At 66.9% G+C, this 14,758-nt stretch carries 12 protein-coding genes; 5 read left to right on the forward strand and 7 right to left on the reverse strand.

Annotation, left to right across the window (positions count from 1 at the left end; genetic code table 11):
• Window positions 1-70 precede the first annotated feature (70 nt).
• The 3 genes from NU688_RS21120 (at window position 71) to NU688_RS21130 (ending at window position 4,471) form a co-directional block, all read left to right on the forward strand.
• Window positions 71-838, forward strand: a complete 768-nt coding sequence (locus NU688_RS21120) for a class II glutamine amidotransferase (protein WP_257862756.1) — start codon at window positions 71-73, stop codon at window positions 836-838.
• A 115-nt stretch (window positions 839-953) separates the two neighbouring features.
• Entirely contained in the window at window positions 954-3,170 is a 2,217-nt protein-coding gene (locus NU688_RS21125; protein WP_374684667.1) for a TonB-dependent receptor, read from the forward strand.
• The gene (locus NU688_RS21130) at window positions 3,170-4,471 is read left to right on the forward strand and encodes a PepSY domain-containing protein (protein WP_257862758.1); all 1,302 of its coding nucleotides are present in this window, start codon (window positions 3,170-3,172) and stop codon (window positions 4,469-4,471) included. The genes NU688_RS21125 and NU688_RS21130 overlap by 1 nt, the downstream gene beginning before the upstream one ends.
• On the opposite strand, the gene gshB is transcribed toward NU688_RS21130, so the two are convergent.
• Both gshB and NU688_RS21140 read right to left on the reverse strand, forming a co-directional pair.
• Window positions 4,434-5,387 carry a glutathione synthase gene (gene gshB / locus NU688_RS21135; RefSeq protein WP_257862759.1) on the reverse strand — a complete coding sequence of 318 codons (954 nt, stop codon included), beginning with the start codon at window positions 5,385-5,387 and terminating at the stop codon, window positions 4,434-4,436. The two genes, NU688_RS21130 and gshB, sit on opposite strands and share 38 nt — an antisense overlap.
• The gene (locus NU688_RS21140; protein ID WP_257862760.1) at window positions 5,384-6,649 is read right to left on the reverse strand and encodes a benzoate/H(+) symporter BenE family transporter; all 1,266 of its coding nucleotides are present in this window, start codon (window positions 6,647-6,649) and stop codon (window positions 5,384-5,386) included. The genes gshB and NU688_RS21140 overlap by 4 nt, the downstream gene beginning before the upstream one ends.
• Before the next feature lie 116 nt (window positions 6,650-6,765).
• Between NU688_RS21140 and NU688_RS21145 the strand changes: the two genes are divergently transcribed.
• Both NU688_RS21145 and NU688_RS21150 read left to right on the forward strand, forming a co-directional pair.
• Window positions 6,766-7,179 (forward strand): nuclear transport factor 2 family protein, encoded by a 414-nt coding sequence (locus NU688_RS21145; protein WP_257862761.1) that lies wholly within the window; start codon window positions 6,766-6,768, stop codon window positions 7,177-7,179.
• A gap of 10 nt (window positions 7,180-7,189) precedes the next feature.
• Entirely contained in the window at window positions 7,190-8,113 is a 924-nt protein-coding gene (locus NU688_RS21150; protein ID WP_257862762.1) for a polysaccharide deacetylase family protein, read from the forward strand.
• Between the two features lie 25 nt (window positions 8,114-8,138).
• Here the strand turns inward: NU688_RS21150 and NU688_RS21155 are convergent, their stop codons facing one another.
• From NU688_RS21155 to lptE, 5 genes are all read right to left on the reverse strand, one after another.
• A complete protein-coding gene (locus NU688_RS21155) occupies window positions 8,139-10,007 on the reverse strand; it encodes a potassium transporter Kup (RefSeq protein WP_257862763.1) in 1,869 nt (622 codons plus the stop codon).
• 175 nt (window positions 10,008-10,182) lie between these two features.
• The gene (gene gshA / locus NU688_RS21160) at window positions 10,183-11,499 is read right to left on the reverse strand and encodes a glutamate--cysteine ligase (RefSeq protein WP_257862764.1); all 1,317 of its coding nucleotides are present in this window, start codon (window positions 11,497-11,499) and stop codon (window positions 10,183-10,185) included.
• Window positions 11,500-11,763: 264 nt separating this feature from the next.
• Window positions 11,764-13,056 (reverse strand): glutamate-5-semialdehyde dehydrogenase, encoded by a 1,293-nt coding sequence (locus NU688_RS21165; protein WP_257862765.1) that lies wholly within the window; start codon window positions 13,054-13,056, stop codon window positions 11,764-11,766.
• Window positions 13,057-13,136: 80 nt separating this feature from the next.
• The gene (gene holA, locus NU688_RS21170) at window positions 13,137-14,210 is read right to left on the reverse strand and encodes a DNA polymerase III subunit delta (protein WP_257862766.1); all 1,074 of its coding nucleotides are present in this window, start codon (window positions 14,208-14,210) and stop codon (window positions 13,137-13,139) included.
• A 23-nt stretch (window positions 14,211-14,233) separates the two neighbouring features.
• On the reverse strand, window positions 14,234-14,755 hold the full coding sequence (gene lptE / locus NU688_RS21175; RefSeq protein WP_257862767.1) for an LPS assembly lipoprotein LptE: 522 nt from the start codon (window positions 14,753-14,755) through the stop codon (window positions 14,234-14,236).
• Between the last annotated feature and the right edge of the window lie 3 nt (window positions 14,756-14,758).

Below are 14,758 nucleotides of genomic sequence, written 5' to 3' on the forward strand. Positions count from 1 at the left end.
CAACAGTCGCACGGTCGGGTAAGCGGCGCGGCGGGCGGAGGCCGGCGGGAATCGCGGTCTAATCGGCAACATGTGTCAATTGCTAGGGATGAACTGCAACACGCCGACCGACGTGACCTTCAGCTTCACGGGGTTCGCGCAGCGCGGTGGCCGCACCGACCACCACGCCGACGGCTGGGGCATCGCGTTCTTCGAAGACCGGGGCCTCCGCCATTTCGTCGACCACCAGCCGGCCAGCGAGTCGCCGGTGGCGGAGTTGATCCGGCGCTATCCGATCCAGAGCCGCAACGTCATCGCGCACATCCGCAAGGCGACGCAGGGCGAGGTGAACCTGCAGAACTGCCATCCGTTCGTGCGGGAGCTGTGGGGGCGCTACTGGGTGTTTGCGCACAACGGTGACCTGAAAGACTTTCGGCCGCGCCTGCATGGCAACTTTCACCCGGTGGGCAACACCGACAGCGAGCATGCTTTCTGCTGGCTGATGCAGGAGCTGGCGAAGTCGCATGCGGGCGTGCCGAGCATCGAGGAGCTGACGCTCACCCTGCGCGAACTGGCGCCGCAGCTTGCGAGCCACGGCACCTTCAACTTCATGCTGTCGAACGGACAGGCGCTGTGGGCGCATGCATCGACCAATCTCTGGTATGTGGAGCGGCGGCATCCGTTCGTGACGGCGCACCTGTCCGACGAAGACCTGGAAATCGACTTCGCCCAGCACACCACCCCGACCGATCGCGTGGCGGTGGTGGTGACCACGCCGCTCACCACGAACGAAACCTGGACGCCGTTTGCGCCGGGCGAACTGCATGTGTTCGTGGACGGGCAGAGGTCGGTCGGCTGAGGCTTCAACGCAACCTTTTGACTGACACTTTTTTGCAACAGTGCAAGAAAGTATCGATGGCGGGTCTGCACGGGAGAATAATAACGGTTCTCATTTGCACCGTATCGGACCGTTCATGCCCGCAGTTTTCCCTCTTCGCCTTCGCCCGACCGTGGCGGCCTCGCTCCTTGCCCTCCACGCTCTCGGCGCCATGGCGCAGACCCCGGCTGCCGAGCCTGCAGCATCGAGCGGCACCCTGGCCACCGTCAACGTCGAGGCCAGCGCCGACGCCTCGGCCGAAGGGCTGACCAAGCCCTACGCCGGCGGCCAGGTGGCGCGCGGTGGGCGGGTCGGGATCCTGGGCAACCAGGACATGATGAGCACGCCGTTCTCGAGCACCAACTACACCAACGAACTGATCCAGGACCAGCAGGCCAAGAGCGTCGCCGACGTGCTGCTCAACGATCCTTCGGTGCGCCAGGCGCGCGGCTTCGGCAACTTCCAGGAGCTCTACGTGGTGCGCGGCTTCCCCGTGTACTCGGACGACGTCTCCTACAACGGCCTCTACGGCATGCTGCCGCGCCAGTACATCGCTTCCGAATTCTTCGAGCGTGTGGAAGTGTTCCGCGGCGCCAACACCTTCCTGAACGGCGCGGCCCCCGGCGGCAGCGGCATCGGCGGCGCGATCAACCTGCTGCCCAAGCGCGCGCCCAACGAGCCGCTCACCCGCGTCGGCTTCGGCGTGCAGAGCGGCGGCCAGGGCTTCGTGAACCTCGACCTGGCACGCCGCTTCGGTCCCGACGACAGCCTGGGCGTTCGCGTGAACGCCGTGCGCCGCGAAGGCGGCACGGGTGTGTTCAAAGAGAGCCAGCAGCTCAGCGCCTTCGGCGTCGGCCTCGACTGGCACAGCCGCAGCGTGCGCCTGTCGGCCGACTTCGGCTACCAGGACTACGACCTGAAGGACGGCCGCCCGAGCCTCACGCCCTCCTCGACGCTGCCGATTCCGCGTGTGCCCGATGCCAAGTCCAACTTCGCCCAGGCCTGGACCTACTCCAAGGAAAAGGACAAGTTCGCGACCTTCCGCGGCGAAGTCGACATCACCGACAACATCACGGCCTGGGCCGCCGGCGGCGTGCGCCGCAGCGACGAAGACAACGTGCTGTCGAACCCGACCCTCGTCAACTCGTTCGGCAACACCAGCAACACGCGTTTCAGCAACACCCGCAAGGACCGCATCGGCACCGCCGAGATCGGCGTGCGCGGCAACTTCTCCACCGGCCCCGTGAAGCACACGGTGGTGGCCTCGGCCGCCACGTACAGCAACGACCGCGACAACGCCTACGCGATCTCCTCGGGCAGCGTGCGCAACAACATCTATGCGCCTTTCTTTTCGCCCTATCCCGTCGCCAACGGCACCGGCGGCTTCGTGGGCAATCGACTGGACGATCCGCGCCTGACCGACAAGATCGACACGTCGAGCATCGCCGTCGCCGACACCATGTCCTTCATGGAAGACCGCCTGCTGGTCACCCTCGGCGCGCGCCGCCAGACCATCAAGCAGACCAGCTTCGCCTACAACACGATCAAGCAAACCAGCGCCTACGACAAGAGCAAGACCACGCCGGTGGCCGGCGTCGTGTTCAAGATCACGCCGACCGTGTCGGCCTACGCCAACTACATCGAAGCCCTCGTCAAGGGCAACGTGGCGCCCGGCACGGTGAACAACCGTCCGGTCACCAATGCCGGTGACGTGTTCGCGCCGTACCAGGCCAAGCAGAAGGAAATCGGAGTCAAGTACGACGGCGGCACGCTCGGCGCCAGCGCCGCGTTCTTCACCACCGACCAGCCCACTTATTACTACCAGGGCCAGACCTACGGCCTCTACGGCAAGCAGCGCAACCAGGGCCTCGAGTTCTCGGTGTTCGGGCAGCCCGTGAAGGGCCTGCGCCTGCTCGGCGGCCTGACGCTGCTCGACGCCAAGCAGAAGAACACCCAAGGCGGCGCCACCGACGGCCTGACCGCCATCGGCGTGGCCAAGCAGCAGCTCAACCTCGGCGCCGAATGGGACGTGACCGGCGTGCGCAACCTGTCGCTGAATGCGCGCCTGCTCTACACCTCCAAGCAGTACGCCAACGCCACCAACACGCAGCAGATTCCGGGCTGGACCCGCTTCGACATCGGCGCACGCTACCTGGTCGACCTGGGCAACGGCCGTGCGCTCACGCTGCGCGCGCGCATCGACAACCTGTTCAACAAGTCGTACTGGGCTTCGGTGGGTGGCACGCAGGGCTCCAACTACCTGGTGATGGGCGCACCGCGCACCTTCGCACTGAGCGGCACCATCGACTTCTGATGCGCGCCTTCGCGACCGCCATCCACCGCTGGGCGGGCCTGGCGGTCGCGCTGTTCCTCATCGTCTCGGGCCTGACCGGCGCCGTCATCTCGTGGGACCACGAGATCGACGGCTGGCTCAACCGCAAGCTCTACGACACGCAGAGCCGCGGCCCCTTCAAGGACCCCTTCGAGCTGGCCGCCGCGGTCGAGGCGCACGATCCGCGCGCGCGGATCGCGTACCTGCCGCTCGGTTTCGAAGAAGGCCACGCGGCCGGCTACTTCGTGCAGCCGCGCGTCGATCCGGCCACCGGCAAGCCCTTCAGGCTCGGCTACAACCAGGTGTTCGTCGACCCGGTCACGGCCGAAGTGCGCGGCCGCCGCGATTCGACCGCCGTCTCGCTCAAGCCCGAGACGCTGATGCCGTTCCTGCGCAAGCTGCACTACATGCTGCACGTGCCCGCGATGTGGGGCACCGACCGCATCGGCTGGTGGATCATGGGCACGGTGGCGCTGGTGTGGCTGCTCGACAGCTTCGTCGCGCTCTACCTCACGATGCCGCGAAGGTTGCGCAAGGCCGTGCACCCGACGCACCGGCCGGCAGCCGCCTGGTGGCAGCGCTGGAAGCCGTCGTGGACCGTGCGCTGGGCCGCTGGCGGCTACAAGCTCAACTTCGACCTGCACCGCGCGGGCGGGCTGTGGATCTGGGGGCTGATCATCGTCGTCGCCTTCACCTCGTTCTCGCTGAACCTCTACAAGGAGGTGTTCCACCCGATGCTCTCGCTGGTCTCCAAGACCACGCCCGGCCCCTCGGCGCTGGTGCCGCTCGCGCCGCTGGGCACGCGCATCGAACCCACCATCGGGTTCCGCGAGATCGTGGCGCAAGCAGAGGCCGAGGCCCGCCGCCGCGGCTGGACGACGCCGCTGGGCGGCGCGTTCTACAACGCGCGCGGCGGCTTCTACAACATCTCGTTCTTCGACCACGCCACGCACGACGACAGCGACGGCATGGGCCTGTCGAACCTCTATCTCGATGGACGCGACGGCCACATCATCAGCAGCAACCGGCCGTGGCACGGCACCGCGGCCGATGTGTTCGCACAGTTGCAATTGCCGCTGCACGGCGGGCGCATCCTGGGTCTGCCGGGCCGCATCATGATGTCGGCGCTGGGGCTGGTGGTGGCGATGCTGTCGATCACCGGCATCGTCATCTGGGCGCGCAAGCTGCGCTCACGGCGCCTGCAGGCCCGGCGCGAGCGCGAAGCCCGCGCGGGGGCTCCCGGGCTCAGGCAGGACGCAGGGCTTTCTCCAGCGCGTCGATGAACATCGCCGGCACGTCGAAGCCGGTCTGTTCCGTAATTTCCTGAAAGCAGGTCGGACTGGTCACGTTGATTTCGGTGACCGAATCGCCGATCACGTCGAGCCCGATCAACAGCAACCCGCGCGGCGCGAGCACCTTGCCGATGGCCTCGGCGATCTCGCGGTTGCGCGCGGTCAGCGGCTGTGCCACGCCCTTGCCGCCCGCCGCCAGGTTGCCGCGCACCTCGGTGCCCTGCGGAATGCGCGCCAGCACGAAGGGCGCCGGCTCGCCCGCGATGATCAGGATGCGCTTGTCGCCCTGCACCACCTCGGGCACGAAGCGCTGCACCATGATCGTCTCGGCGCCGTCCTTGTTGAGCGTCTCGACGATGGAGCCGAGGTTCAGCGCGTCCTGCTTCACGCGGAAGATGCCCATGCCGCCCATGCCGTCGAGCGGCTTGAGGATGATGTCGCCGTGCTCCGCATGGAAGTCGCGCACGGCCTGCGCGCTGCGGGTGACCAGCGTGGGCGTCACGAACTGCGGAAACTCCATGATCGCGAGCTTCTCGGGGTGGTCGCGCAGCGCACGCGGCGAGTTGACCACCTGCGCGCCCTCGCGCTCGGCCTGCTGCAGCAGGTGTGTGGAATAGATGTACTCGGCGTCGAAGGGCGGGTCCTTGCGCATCAGCACCGCGTCGAAGTCTTTCAGCGCTTTCGACTCGGTGATGTCGACGGTGTACCAATCCTTGGCGTCGCCGGTCAGCGTGATCTGCTGCACCGTGGCCGTGACCAGCCCGCCCGACTTCCACTGGATGTCCTGCGGCAGGCAGGCCGCGATGCGGTGGCCGCGCCGCTGGGCCTCGCGCATCATCGAGAAGGTGGTGTCCTTGTAGATCTTGAAGTGATCGAGCGGGTCGGCGACGAAGAGGATGTTTTTCACGGGACGTTCTTTCCGGCGCCGGGTGCGGCGGCCACGTTGGTTTCTGGGGCGATGTTGCCGGAAGCGGCCATCTCCTTGCCGACAGGGGCTTTTTGCCTTCGCCCCACCTGCTGTACAGCCAGCGCCACCGCCCCGGCCACCACGCCCCAGAAAGCGGAGCCGATGCCTGCCAGCGTGACGCCCGAGAGCGTGACAAGGAAGGTGATCAGCGCCGCCTCGCGGTGCGATTCGTCGCGCACCGCGGCCGCGAGTCCACCGCCGATGGTGCCGAGCAACGCAAGGCCCGCGATGGCCGCGACCAGCTCCTTCGGAAATGCCGTGAGCAACCCCGTGACCGCCGCGCCGAAGAGCCCGATCACCACGTAGATCGCACCGCAGCTCACGGCCGCGGTGTAGCGCCGCGCCGGGTCTTCATGGGCTTCGCGGCCCATGCACATGGCGGCCGTGATCGCGCTCAGGTTCAGCGCGAAGGCGCCGAAGGGCGCGAGCACCAGCGTCGCAATACCGCTGACGGTGATGAGCTTGCTGACCGGCAGATCGCTGTAGCCGCTCGCGCGGATCGCCGCCACGCCGGGCAGGTTCTGCGAGGCCATGGTCACGACGAAGAGCGGCAACGCCAGGCTCACGACGGCCTGCCAGCTGAAGACCGGCATCGTGAACACTGGCCAGGTGAGCGAGAAGTGCACGGTCGACCACGCCAGCTCGCCGCGCGCGGCCACGAAGACGATGGCCACGAGCAGCGTCAACGGCACCGCATAGCGCGGCAGCATCCGCCGGGCGACGAGGTAGGTGCCGAGCATCAACAGCACCAGCGGCAAGGCGGTCTGCGCCGCGACGAAGGCCGAGATGCCGAAGCGCGCCAGCACACCGGCCAGCAGCGCCGAGGCGATGGCCATCGGAATTTTGTTCATCACGCGCTCGAACCAGCCGGTGGCGCCGGCCAGCACGATCAGCACCGCGCAGACGATGAACGCGCCCACCGCCTCGCCCATGCTGTGGCCGACGCCCGCGACCGCCAGCACCGCGGCGCCCGGCGTGCTCCAGGCAATCATCACCGGCTTCTTCCACCAGAGCGACGGCAGCGCCGAGGCCAGCCCCATGCCGATGCCCAACGCCCACATCCACGAGGCCGCCATCTCGGGCGTGGCGCCGAAGGCCTGTGCGGCCTGGAACACGATGGCCACCGAACTCGTGAAACCCACGAGCACGGCAACGAAACCCGCGGTGAAAGCCGAAAGGCTCAGGTCCTTGAAAAATGACATCGGGCGATTGTGCCGGGAGCCCGAAGGCCCGGGCGAGGCCCGTTCGGCACAGGAATTGCGGAGGTTCCCGCGACGCACTGCCACGCACCGCCGTGGCCCCAACGATGGAGACCCCCATGAACACCTCAGCCCCACTCGATCCCGCCGCGGTGGTCGACGAATTCCTCCGCCTCGTGATGATCCCCGACCCGCAATCGGCCTCGCGCTTCACCGCGCCCGACATCCGCATCCGCTTCACCGGCAACCGCGCGATGCGCGCGCCCGGCGACACCTCGGCCTTCAATGCCAAGCGCTACGCGTGGGTGAAGAAGAAGATCGAGCGCACCGAAACGGTGGCCGGCGGCTCGCCCGAAGCCACCGTGGTCTACAGCCTGGGCACGCTCTACGGCGCCTGGCCCGACGGCACGGCCTTCGAAGGCAACCGGTACGTCGACCGCTACGTGGTGAGCCACGGGCTCATCGTGCAGATGGACATGTGGAACGACAGCGCCGAGTGGCTGCTGGTGCGCGCCGGCCTCGCGGTGCTGTGAGGCGCAACGCATGACGACACGCTGGCCCGACCTCCTGCCCTCGCACGATCGCTTCGACTACCGGCCGATCACGCGGCGTCCCGACTACGTGTGGCCAAACGGCGCGCGGCTGGCTGTGTACCTCGGCTTCAACATCGAGCACTTCGCTTTCGGCGACGGGCTGGGCGCCTGCATCGGCCCGACCTCGCCGCAGCCCGATGTGCTGAACCATGGCTGGCGCGAGTACGGCAACCGCGTGGGCGCGTGGCGCTGCCTCGAACTGTTCGACGCGCTGGCGCTGCCGACCGGCGCGCTCATCAACACTGCGCTGTACGACCACTGCCCTGAACTGGTCGAGGCCTGCGTGGCGCGCGGCGACGAACTCATCGGGCACGGCCACAGCAACGCGGAGCGCCAGGGTGCGCTGGACGAAGAACACGAACGCGCACTGCTGCTGCGCTGCCGCGATCGCATGCTGCGCGAAAGCGGGCAGGCGCCCGCGGGCTGGCTGTCGCCGTGGATCTCGGAAAGCGCCGTCACGCCCGACCTGCTCCGCGAAACCGGCTACGGCTACACGCTCAACTGGTGCCACGACGACCAGCCGGTGCGAATGCGCACGCGCGGCGGCGGCTCGATCTGGTCGGTGCCTTATCCGCAGGAGCTCAACGATATCCCGATGATCGTGGGCCGGCTGATGGATGCGAAGGATTTCAGCGCGATGGTGGTCGACAACTTCGACGAGATGCTCGAACAGTCGCGCGCGCAGCCGCTGGTGATGGGGCTGGCACTGCACCCCTACATCGTCGGCCAGCCGTACCGGCTGCGGCACCTGCGCACGGCGCTGGCGCACCTGGCGCGTGCGCGGGATCGCGGGGATATCTGGTTCACGACGCCGGGGGCGATCGCGGCGCACATGACGCAACTCGCGGCAGAACGGCCCGGCGACTTCGACTGAAGAGACCACCGCCTCTTCTGTTGCCTCAAATCTCGATCTTCGACCCCAGCTCCACCACCGCATTGTTCGGCAGTCCCAGGAACGCCGCCGCCCCGCTCGCGTTGTGGTGCATCTGCGCAAACAGCTTCTCGCGCCAGGGCGCCATGCCGCTGCCGAGCGTCGGGATCACGACGTCGCGCGAGAGAAAGTAGCTCGTCGCCATCGGCTCCAGCTGGCAGCCGCGCAGGCGCGCATGGTCGAGCGCGCGCGGCAGGTCGATGTCGTTCTTGAAGCCGTAGTGCACGATGATCTGCCAGCAGTGGTGGCCGAGCGCTTCGATCTCGATGCGCTTGTCCATCGGGATCCAGGGCACCTCGTGGTTGCGCACGGTGACGAACATGTTCTGCTCGTGCAGCACCTTGTTGTGCTTGAGGTTGTGCAAGAGCGCGTTGGGCACGACGCCCGGCTCCGCAGTGAGGAACACGGCCGTGCCGTCGACGCGCGCCGGCGGGCTCACGAACACGGAGTCGAGAAAGGATTTGAGGTCGATCGCGTCGGCGTGCTGCGCCTCGCCCATCAGGCGGCGGCCTTCTTTCCAGGTGATCATCAGCGTGAACACGAAGCCGCCGATCAACAGCGGGAACCAGCCGCCTTCGAACAGCTTGAGCAGGTTCGAGGCGAAGAACAAGAAGTCGACCACGAAGAAGACAGCAGTCGCCCCGATGCACAGTGCCAGCGGCAGCTTCCACGCGTAGCGGATCACGAAGAAGGTCAGGATCGTGGTGATCAGCATGTCGGTCGTCACCGCGATGCCGTAGGCCGCGGCCAGGCTGCTCGAGGTGCGGAACATCACGACCGCCAGCACGATGGCCACGAACAGGCCCCAGTTGACCAGCGGAATGTAGATCTGCCCAGCCGTGCGCACGCTGGTGTGCTCGATGTTCAGGCGCGGCAGGTAGCCCAGCTGGATCACCTGGCGCGTCACGCTGAACGCGCCGGTGATGAGCGCCTGCGAGGCGATCACCGTCGACAGCGTGGCCAGCATCACCAGCGGAATCAGCGCCCACTCGGGCGCCATCATGAAGAAGGGGTTCTTCACCGCCTCGGGGTTCTCCAGCAGCAGCGCGCCCTGGCCGAGGTAGTTGAGCGTCAGCGCCGGCATGACGACCGAGAACCACGCGATGCGGATCGGCTTCTTGCCGAAGTGGCCCAGGTCGGCGTACAGCGCCTCGGCACCGGTCACACACAGCACCATCGCGCCCAGCAGGATGAAGCTGGTGCTCGGGTTGTCCCAGATGAACTTCAGCGCATACCAGGGGTTCAGCGCCTTGACGATCTCAGGGTGGTGCAGGATCTGCCACACGCCCAGCACCGCGATGGCCGCGAACCACGCCAGCGTGACCGGTCCGAAGAACTTGCCGATGCCCGCGGTGCCGCGCTTCTGCACGGCGAAGAGGCAGAACAGCACGACCAGGGTGATCGGGATCACGTAGTGCTTGAAGTGCGGCGACACCACCTCCAGGCCCTCGACCGCCGACAGCACCGAGATGGCCGGCGTGATGACGCCGTCGCCGTAGAAGAGCGAGGTGCCGAAGATGCCGATCACCAGCAGCACGCGGCGAAGGCGCGGCCTGTCGGCCACCGCGCGGGAGGCCAGCGCGAGCATGGCGACCAGGCCGCCCTCGCCTTCGTTGTCGGCGCGCAGCACCAGCACCACGTACTTGATCGAGACGATGACGGTGAGCGTCCAGAAGAACATCGACAGGATGCCGTAGACGTTCTGGACGGTGAATGGCACGTGGCCGTGGCCGAACACTTCCTTGACCGCGTACAGCACGCTGGTGCCGATGTCGCCATAGACGACGCCGATGGCGCCGACGATCAGGCCGGCAGAGATTGATTTGGGGGCTGACACGAAGTCGATGGGGAAAAGGGCTGGCCGTTGGGGATCGACGCGTCAGACACGCGGGGGCGCCGTGGCAGCGGAACATTCGTTCCACCACGCGTCACTCCTCCCGCCCTTTTGTTTCCGTTGCTGTGGGGCCGCTATTTTGCCGTTGCCCGGTGACCTAGCAACCCGACAACCCCAATCATTCGTAGATTTCGGCGTCCGGGTCGGTTGCTTCCATCTCGTAGCTGGCCGCGACCATGGCCAGGCGACCGACCACGCCATACATATAGAAACGGTTCGGGGCACTCGCGCCGGGCTTGGCACCGGGCTGGGGCATGTGCGTGCTTTCCGAGAAAGCCAGCGGCACGAAGCTCGCGCCCGGGAGCTTCAGGTTCTCGTCGGCCGCCTGCTCGGCATGCACCCGGTAGAAGCCGCCCACCACGTAGCGGTCCATCATGTAGACGACCGGCTCGGCCACGCCGTTGTGCACGCGCTCGTTGGTGAGCACGCCTTCCTGCACGATCAGCTCGGTGGGTTCGCGAAGGTCGCGCCCGGCGGAGGTCTTCGCCGCCGAGGAGGTGCTGGTGCGCGACTTGCCGATCAGCGCCTCGACTTCCTTGGCATCGCGCACTGTCACCACGCCCGGACTGCCGCTGCCGCTGTGGCCGCCCTTGACGACCACGAACGGCTTTTCGTTGATGCCGTATTCCTTGTACTTGCGGCGCACCTTGGTGAGCACCGCGTCGACATGGCTGGTCAGCACGTCGATTCCGCGGCCCTCGGCGATATCGACACCTTCGGCGCGCGCGTAGATCGGGTTGATGAGCCAGGGGTCGATGCCCAGCAGCTTGCCCAGGCGCTTGGACAGCTCTTCGTAGCTGTGCAGGTGATTGCTCTTGCGGCGCACCGACCAGCCCGCGTGCAGCGGTGGCAGCAGGTATTGCTCGTGAAGGTCTTCGAGGATGCCCGGCGTTCCTGCCGAAAGCTCGTTGTTGAGCAAAATTGTGCAGGGATCGAAGTTCTTCAGGCCCAGCCGGCGCTTGCTGCGCACCACCGGCTCCAGGGTCACGGTCTCGCCGTTGGGCAATTCGATCTTCTTGGGCGACTTGATGGCCGGATCGACGGAGCCGATTCGCACGTTCAGCCCCGCCATGTGGAAGATGCGCACAAGTTGCGCGATGTTGGCGAGATAAAAGGTGTTTTTGGAGTGATTTTCCGGAATGACGAGCAGATTGCGCGCCTCCGGGCAGATCTTCTCGATGGCCGCCTGCGCGGCCTGCACTGCCAGCGGCAGCATCTCTTTGGTGAGGTTGTTCCAGCCACCCGGGAACAGGTTGGTGTCGACCGGCGCGAGCTTGAAGCCGGCGTTGCGGATGTCGACCGAGCTGTAGAACGGCGGCGTGTGCTCCATCCATTCGAGGCGGAACCAGCGCTCGATGGCGGGCATCGAGTCGAGCACCCGCTGCTCCAGTTCGTTGATCGGGCCGGTCAGGGCGGTGACGAGATGCGGAACCATGCGGCGGCCTTCTTCGATTTGTATTAGAGGCTGAGAGGCAATTCGGCGTGGCCGAGCAGCCCCCGCAAATGGCCCCAATCAAGGCGCAAAGCGCAGCCATAGCTCGGGCTATGGCGAGCATTTGCAACGCGGAGTGGGGCCATTTGCGGGGGATGAGCGGTCATGTCGGATTGCCTCTCAGCCTCTCAGAGAGGTGGAGCGGAATTGTAGGAATTGGGGGTGTCCGCCCCGATGACAAGACCGCACACGCAGCTTCGGCGTGCATCACGTCCGCACTTCGCCCTGGCCGAGCACCACGTACTTGAGCGAGGTCAGCCCTTCGATGCCGACCGGGCCGCGGGCGTGGAACTTGTCGGTGCTGATGCCGATTTCGGCCCCCAGGCCGAACTCGAAGCCATCGGCGAAGCGGGTGCTCGCATTGACCATGACGCTAGCCGAATCGACCTCGCGCAGGAACCGCTGGGCATGCACATGGTCGCGCGTGACGATGGCGTCGGTGTGGTGGCTGGAATAGCGGTTGATGTGCGCAATAGCCTCATCGACGCCCGCCACGACCTTGATGCTGATCACGGCCGCCAGGTATTCCTCGGACCAGTCGGACTCGACCGCGTCGATCAACTTGGCGGCCGGATAGGCAGCGCCACTTGCCCGCAGGATCTGCGCCGCGGCTGGATCGCAGCGCATTTCCACTCCCTTGGCAGCAAAGATGGCGGCAATCTGCGGCAGGAAATCTTCCGCCACCACCTCCGAGACCAGCAGGCCTTCGGCGGCGTTGCAGGGGCTGTACTTCTGGGTCTTGGCGTTGTCCACGATGCGCAGCGCCATGTCGAACTCGGCCGTGTCGTCCACGTAGACGTGGCAGTTGCCATCCAGGTGCTTGATGACCGGCACCTTGGCGTCGCGGCTGATGCGCTCGATCAGCCCCTTGCCGCCGCGCGGAATGATCACGTCGACGAATTCGGGCATGGCGATCAGCTGGCCCACGGCCTCGCGGTCGGTGGTCTGCACCAATTGCACCGCCTCGACCGGCAGGCCGGCTTCGGCCAGCGCTTCGGACACCAGCAGCGCCAGCGCCTTGTTCGACTCGATGGCTTCCGAGCCGCCGCGCAGGATGGCCGCGTTGCCGCTCTTGATCGCGAGGCTCGCGGCCTCGATGGTCACGTTGGGGCGGCTCTCGTAGATCATGCCGAACACGCCGATCGGCACCCGCATCTGGCCTACGCGGATGCCGCTGGGCTGCTGCTTCATGCCGATGATTTCGCCGATCACGTCGGCCATGCCGGCGAGCTGCTCGCAGCCCAGGGCCACGGTCTCGATGACCTTCGGCGTGAGCTTGAGCCGGTCGACCATCGGGGCCGAAAGGCCGGCAGCGGTGGCGCGTTCCAGGTCCTTCTGATTGGCGACCGCCAGCACCGGGCCGGCTTCGCGCAGGCGCCGGGCGAGCGCCTTCAATGCTATGTTTTTAGTAGCTGCATCCGCACGGGCCATGAGGAAAGCAGCGGTTTTTGCCTGCAGCCCGAGGGCCTGCATGTGCTCGCTGACGTTGAACGCATTCATGTCGGCATTTTCCCACGCGGACCTTCGGTCCGGCTGACGCGGGCCTTTTGATGCCTCAAGCCACCAAAGAAAGAAAAAGATCAGGCGCGGCGCGCGGCGGCCGGGGCGCTGCTGCACGCGCGGCACAGCATCAGCGCCAGCCGCTGCAACGCCTGCCAGCCGCTGGCGGGCCAGTCGGGCTGCTTCAGGCCCTTGCAGATGCCGTCCACCAGGTGGGCCGCGCGCAGCAGGCGCGCCAGCATGCGGTCGTCCAGCCGCGGCAGCACGCGCTCGAAGGCGCGCTCGCGCGGGCCCCAGATGCGGTTCTCGCGCAGCGCCATCGGCAGCGGGCGGCCGGCGGCCATGGCGTCTTTCACGCGCTTCAACGCGCGGATGTCCTCGGCGATCGTGTAGTGCACCAGCACCTCGGCCTCGCCCTCGGCCTGCAGGCCGTCGAGCATGCGCGCCACGCGCTGCGGGTTGCCCGCGAGTACCGCTTCGGAGAGCTTGAACACGTCGTAGCGCGCCACGTTGTTGACCGCGCCCTCGACCTGCTCCCAGCTCAGTTCGCCCGCCGGGTGCAGCAGCGCGAGCTTCTGTATTTCCTGGTGCGCAGCCAGCAGGTTGCCCTCGACGCGGTCGGCAAAGAACTGCAGCGTGCGCTGGCCTTCGTCGCCCGGCATCACGCGCTGGCCCTGCAGCCCGAGGCGCTGCGCGATCCACTGCGGCAGCGCATTGCGCTCGATGGGGTCGACCTGCAGGCTCACGCCGTTGTTCTCCAACGCCGAAAACCAGGCACCGGTGCGCGTGGCCTTGTCCAGGCGCGGCAGCATCACCAGCGTGAGCGTGCTGTCGTTGCCGGGCGCGGACTCGGCCAACTGCTGCAGGGCGGTGCTGCCGTCCTTGCCGGGCTTGCCCGAAGGGATGCGGATCTCGACGATCTGCTTGTCGGCGAAGAGTGAAAGGGAGCCCCCCGCCGCCAGCACCGCGCTCCAGTCGAAGTGCGCGCCGGCCACGGTGTACGAGCTGCGCTCGGTGTAGCCCTGCTCGCGCGCGGCGGCGCGGATGGCGTCGGCTGCCTCCTGCGCGAGCAGCGGCTCGTCGCCGTGGATCGTGTAGAGCGGCTTGAGCCCCTTCTGCAGGTGGGCCCCGAGTTGGGCGCTGGCAAGTTGCATGGAATCGCTGCGGCGCGGGGCGCCTAGAGTTCCTTGACGGCCGCCAGACGGCGCATCAGCTGCTGCGCGATGTCGGCCTGCATGTCGCGGAACAGCAGTTCGGCCTCGCCTTCCTTGGCGAGCGCGTTGGTTTCGTTGAAGCTCAGGTCGCGGGTCTGCGACACCTCGGAGGCCGCGAGCAGTTCCTTGCCGGCGGGCGTCTTCAGGCTGAAGCGCACGCGCAGGCGCAGTTGCAGCTCGCGCAGCGCGCCGGCCGAATTGGTCGAGATCACGAAGCGGTCGCGGTCTTCACCCAGCACCACCAGCACCGCGTCGGCGGTCTTGGCGTCTTCCTTGGGCACCAGCGTCACCGTGCCGGCCGCGCGCAGGTCGCGCCGGATCAGGTTGATCAGCGCGGAATTGCCCTCGACCGACAGCGTCTTGAACGCGAAGACCGGCGCCTTGCGCAGCTCGAAGCCGCAGCCGGCCAGGCCCACGCTGGCGCCCACGGCCGTCAAACCGAGAAGAAAGCCGCGGCGCGGCAGCGAGGCATTGCGTTTGTTCATGCT

The organism is Variovorax sp. ZS18.2.2 (assembly GCF_024701975.1).
In the GTDB taxonomy this organism is placed as follows: domain Bacteria; phylum Pseudomonadota; class Gammaproteobacteria; order Burkholderiales; family Burkholderiaceae_C; genus Variovorax.

Bases quoted from the DNA above. Each gene is read 5' to 3' on its own strand.
- NU688_RS21125 (WP_374684667.1), top strand. From the start codon at position 954: ATGCCCGCAGTTTTCCCTCTTCGCCTTCGCCCGACCGTGGCGGCCTCG.
- NU688_RS21150 (WP_257862762.1), top strand. From the start codon at position 7,190: ATGACGACACGCTGGCCCGACCTCCTGCCCTCGCACGATCGCTTCGAC.
- NU688_RS21145 (WP_257862761.1), top strand. From the start codon at position 6,766: ATGAACACCTCAGCCCCACTCGATCCCGCCGCGGTGGTCGACGAATTC.
- lptE (WP_257862767.1), bottom strand. From the start codon at position 14,755: ATGAACAAACGCAATGCCTCGCTGCCGCGCCGCGGCTTTCTTCTCGGT.
- NU688_RS21120 (WP_257862756.1), top strand. From the start codon at position 71: ATGTGTCAATTGCTAGGGATGAACTGCAACACGCCGACCGACGTGACC.
- holA (WP_257862766.1), bottom strand. From the start codon at position 14,210: ATGCAACTTGCCAGCGCCCAACTCGGGGCCCACCTGCAGAAGGGGCTC.
- NU688_RS21130 (WP_257862758.1), top strand. From the start codon at position 3,170: ATGCGCGCCTTCGCGACCGCCATCCACCGCTGGGCGGGCCTGGCGGTC.
- gshA (WP_257862764.1), bottom strand. From the start codon at position 11,499: ATGGTTCCGCATCTCGTCACCGCCCTGACCGGCCCGATCAACGAACTG.
- NU688_RS21140 (WP_257862760.1), bottom strand. From the start codon at position 6,649: ATGTCATTTTTCAAGGACCTGAGCCTTTCGGCTTTCACCGCGGGTTTC.
- NU688_RS21165 (WP_257862765.1), bottom strand. From the start codon at position 13,056: ATGAATGCGTTCAACGTCAGCGAGCACATGCAGGCCCTCGGGCTGCAG.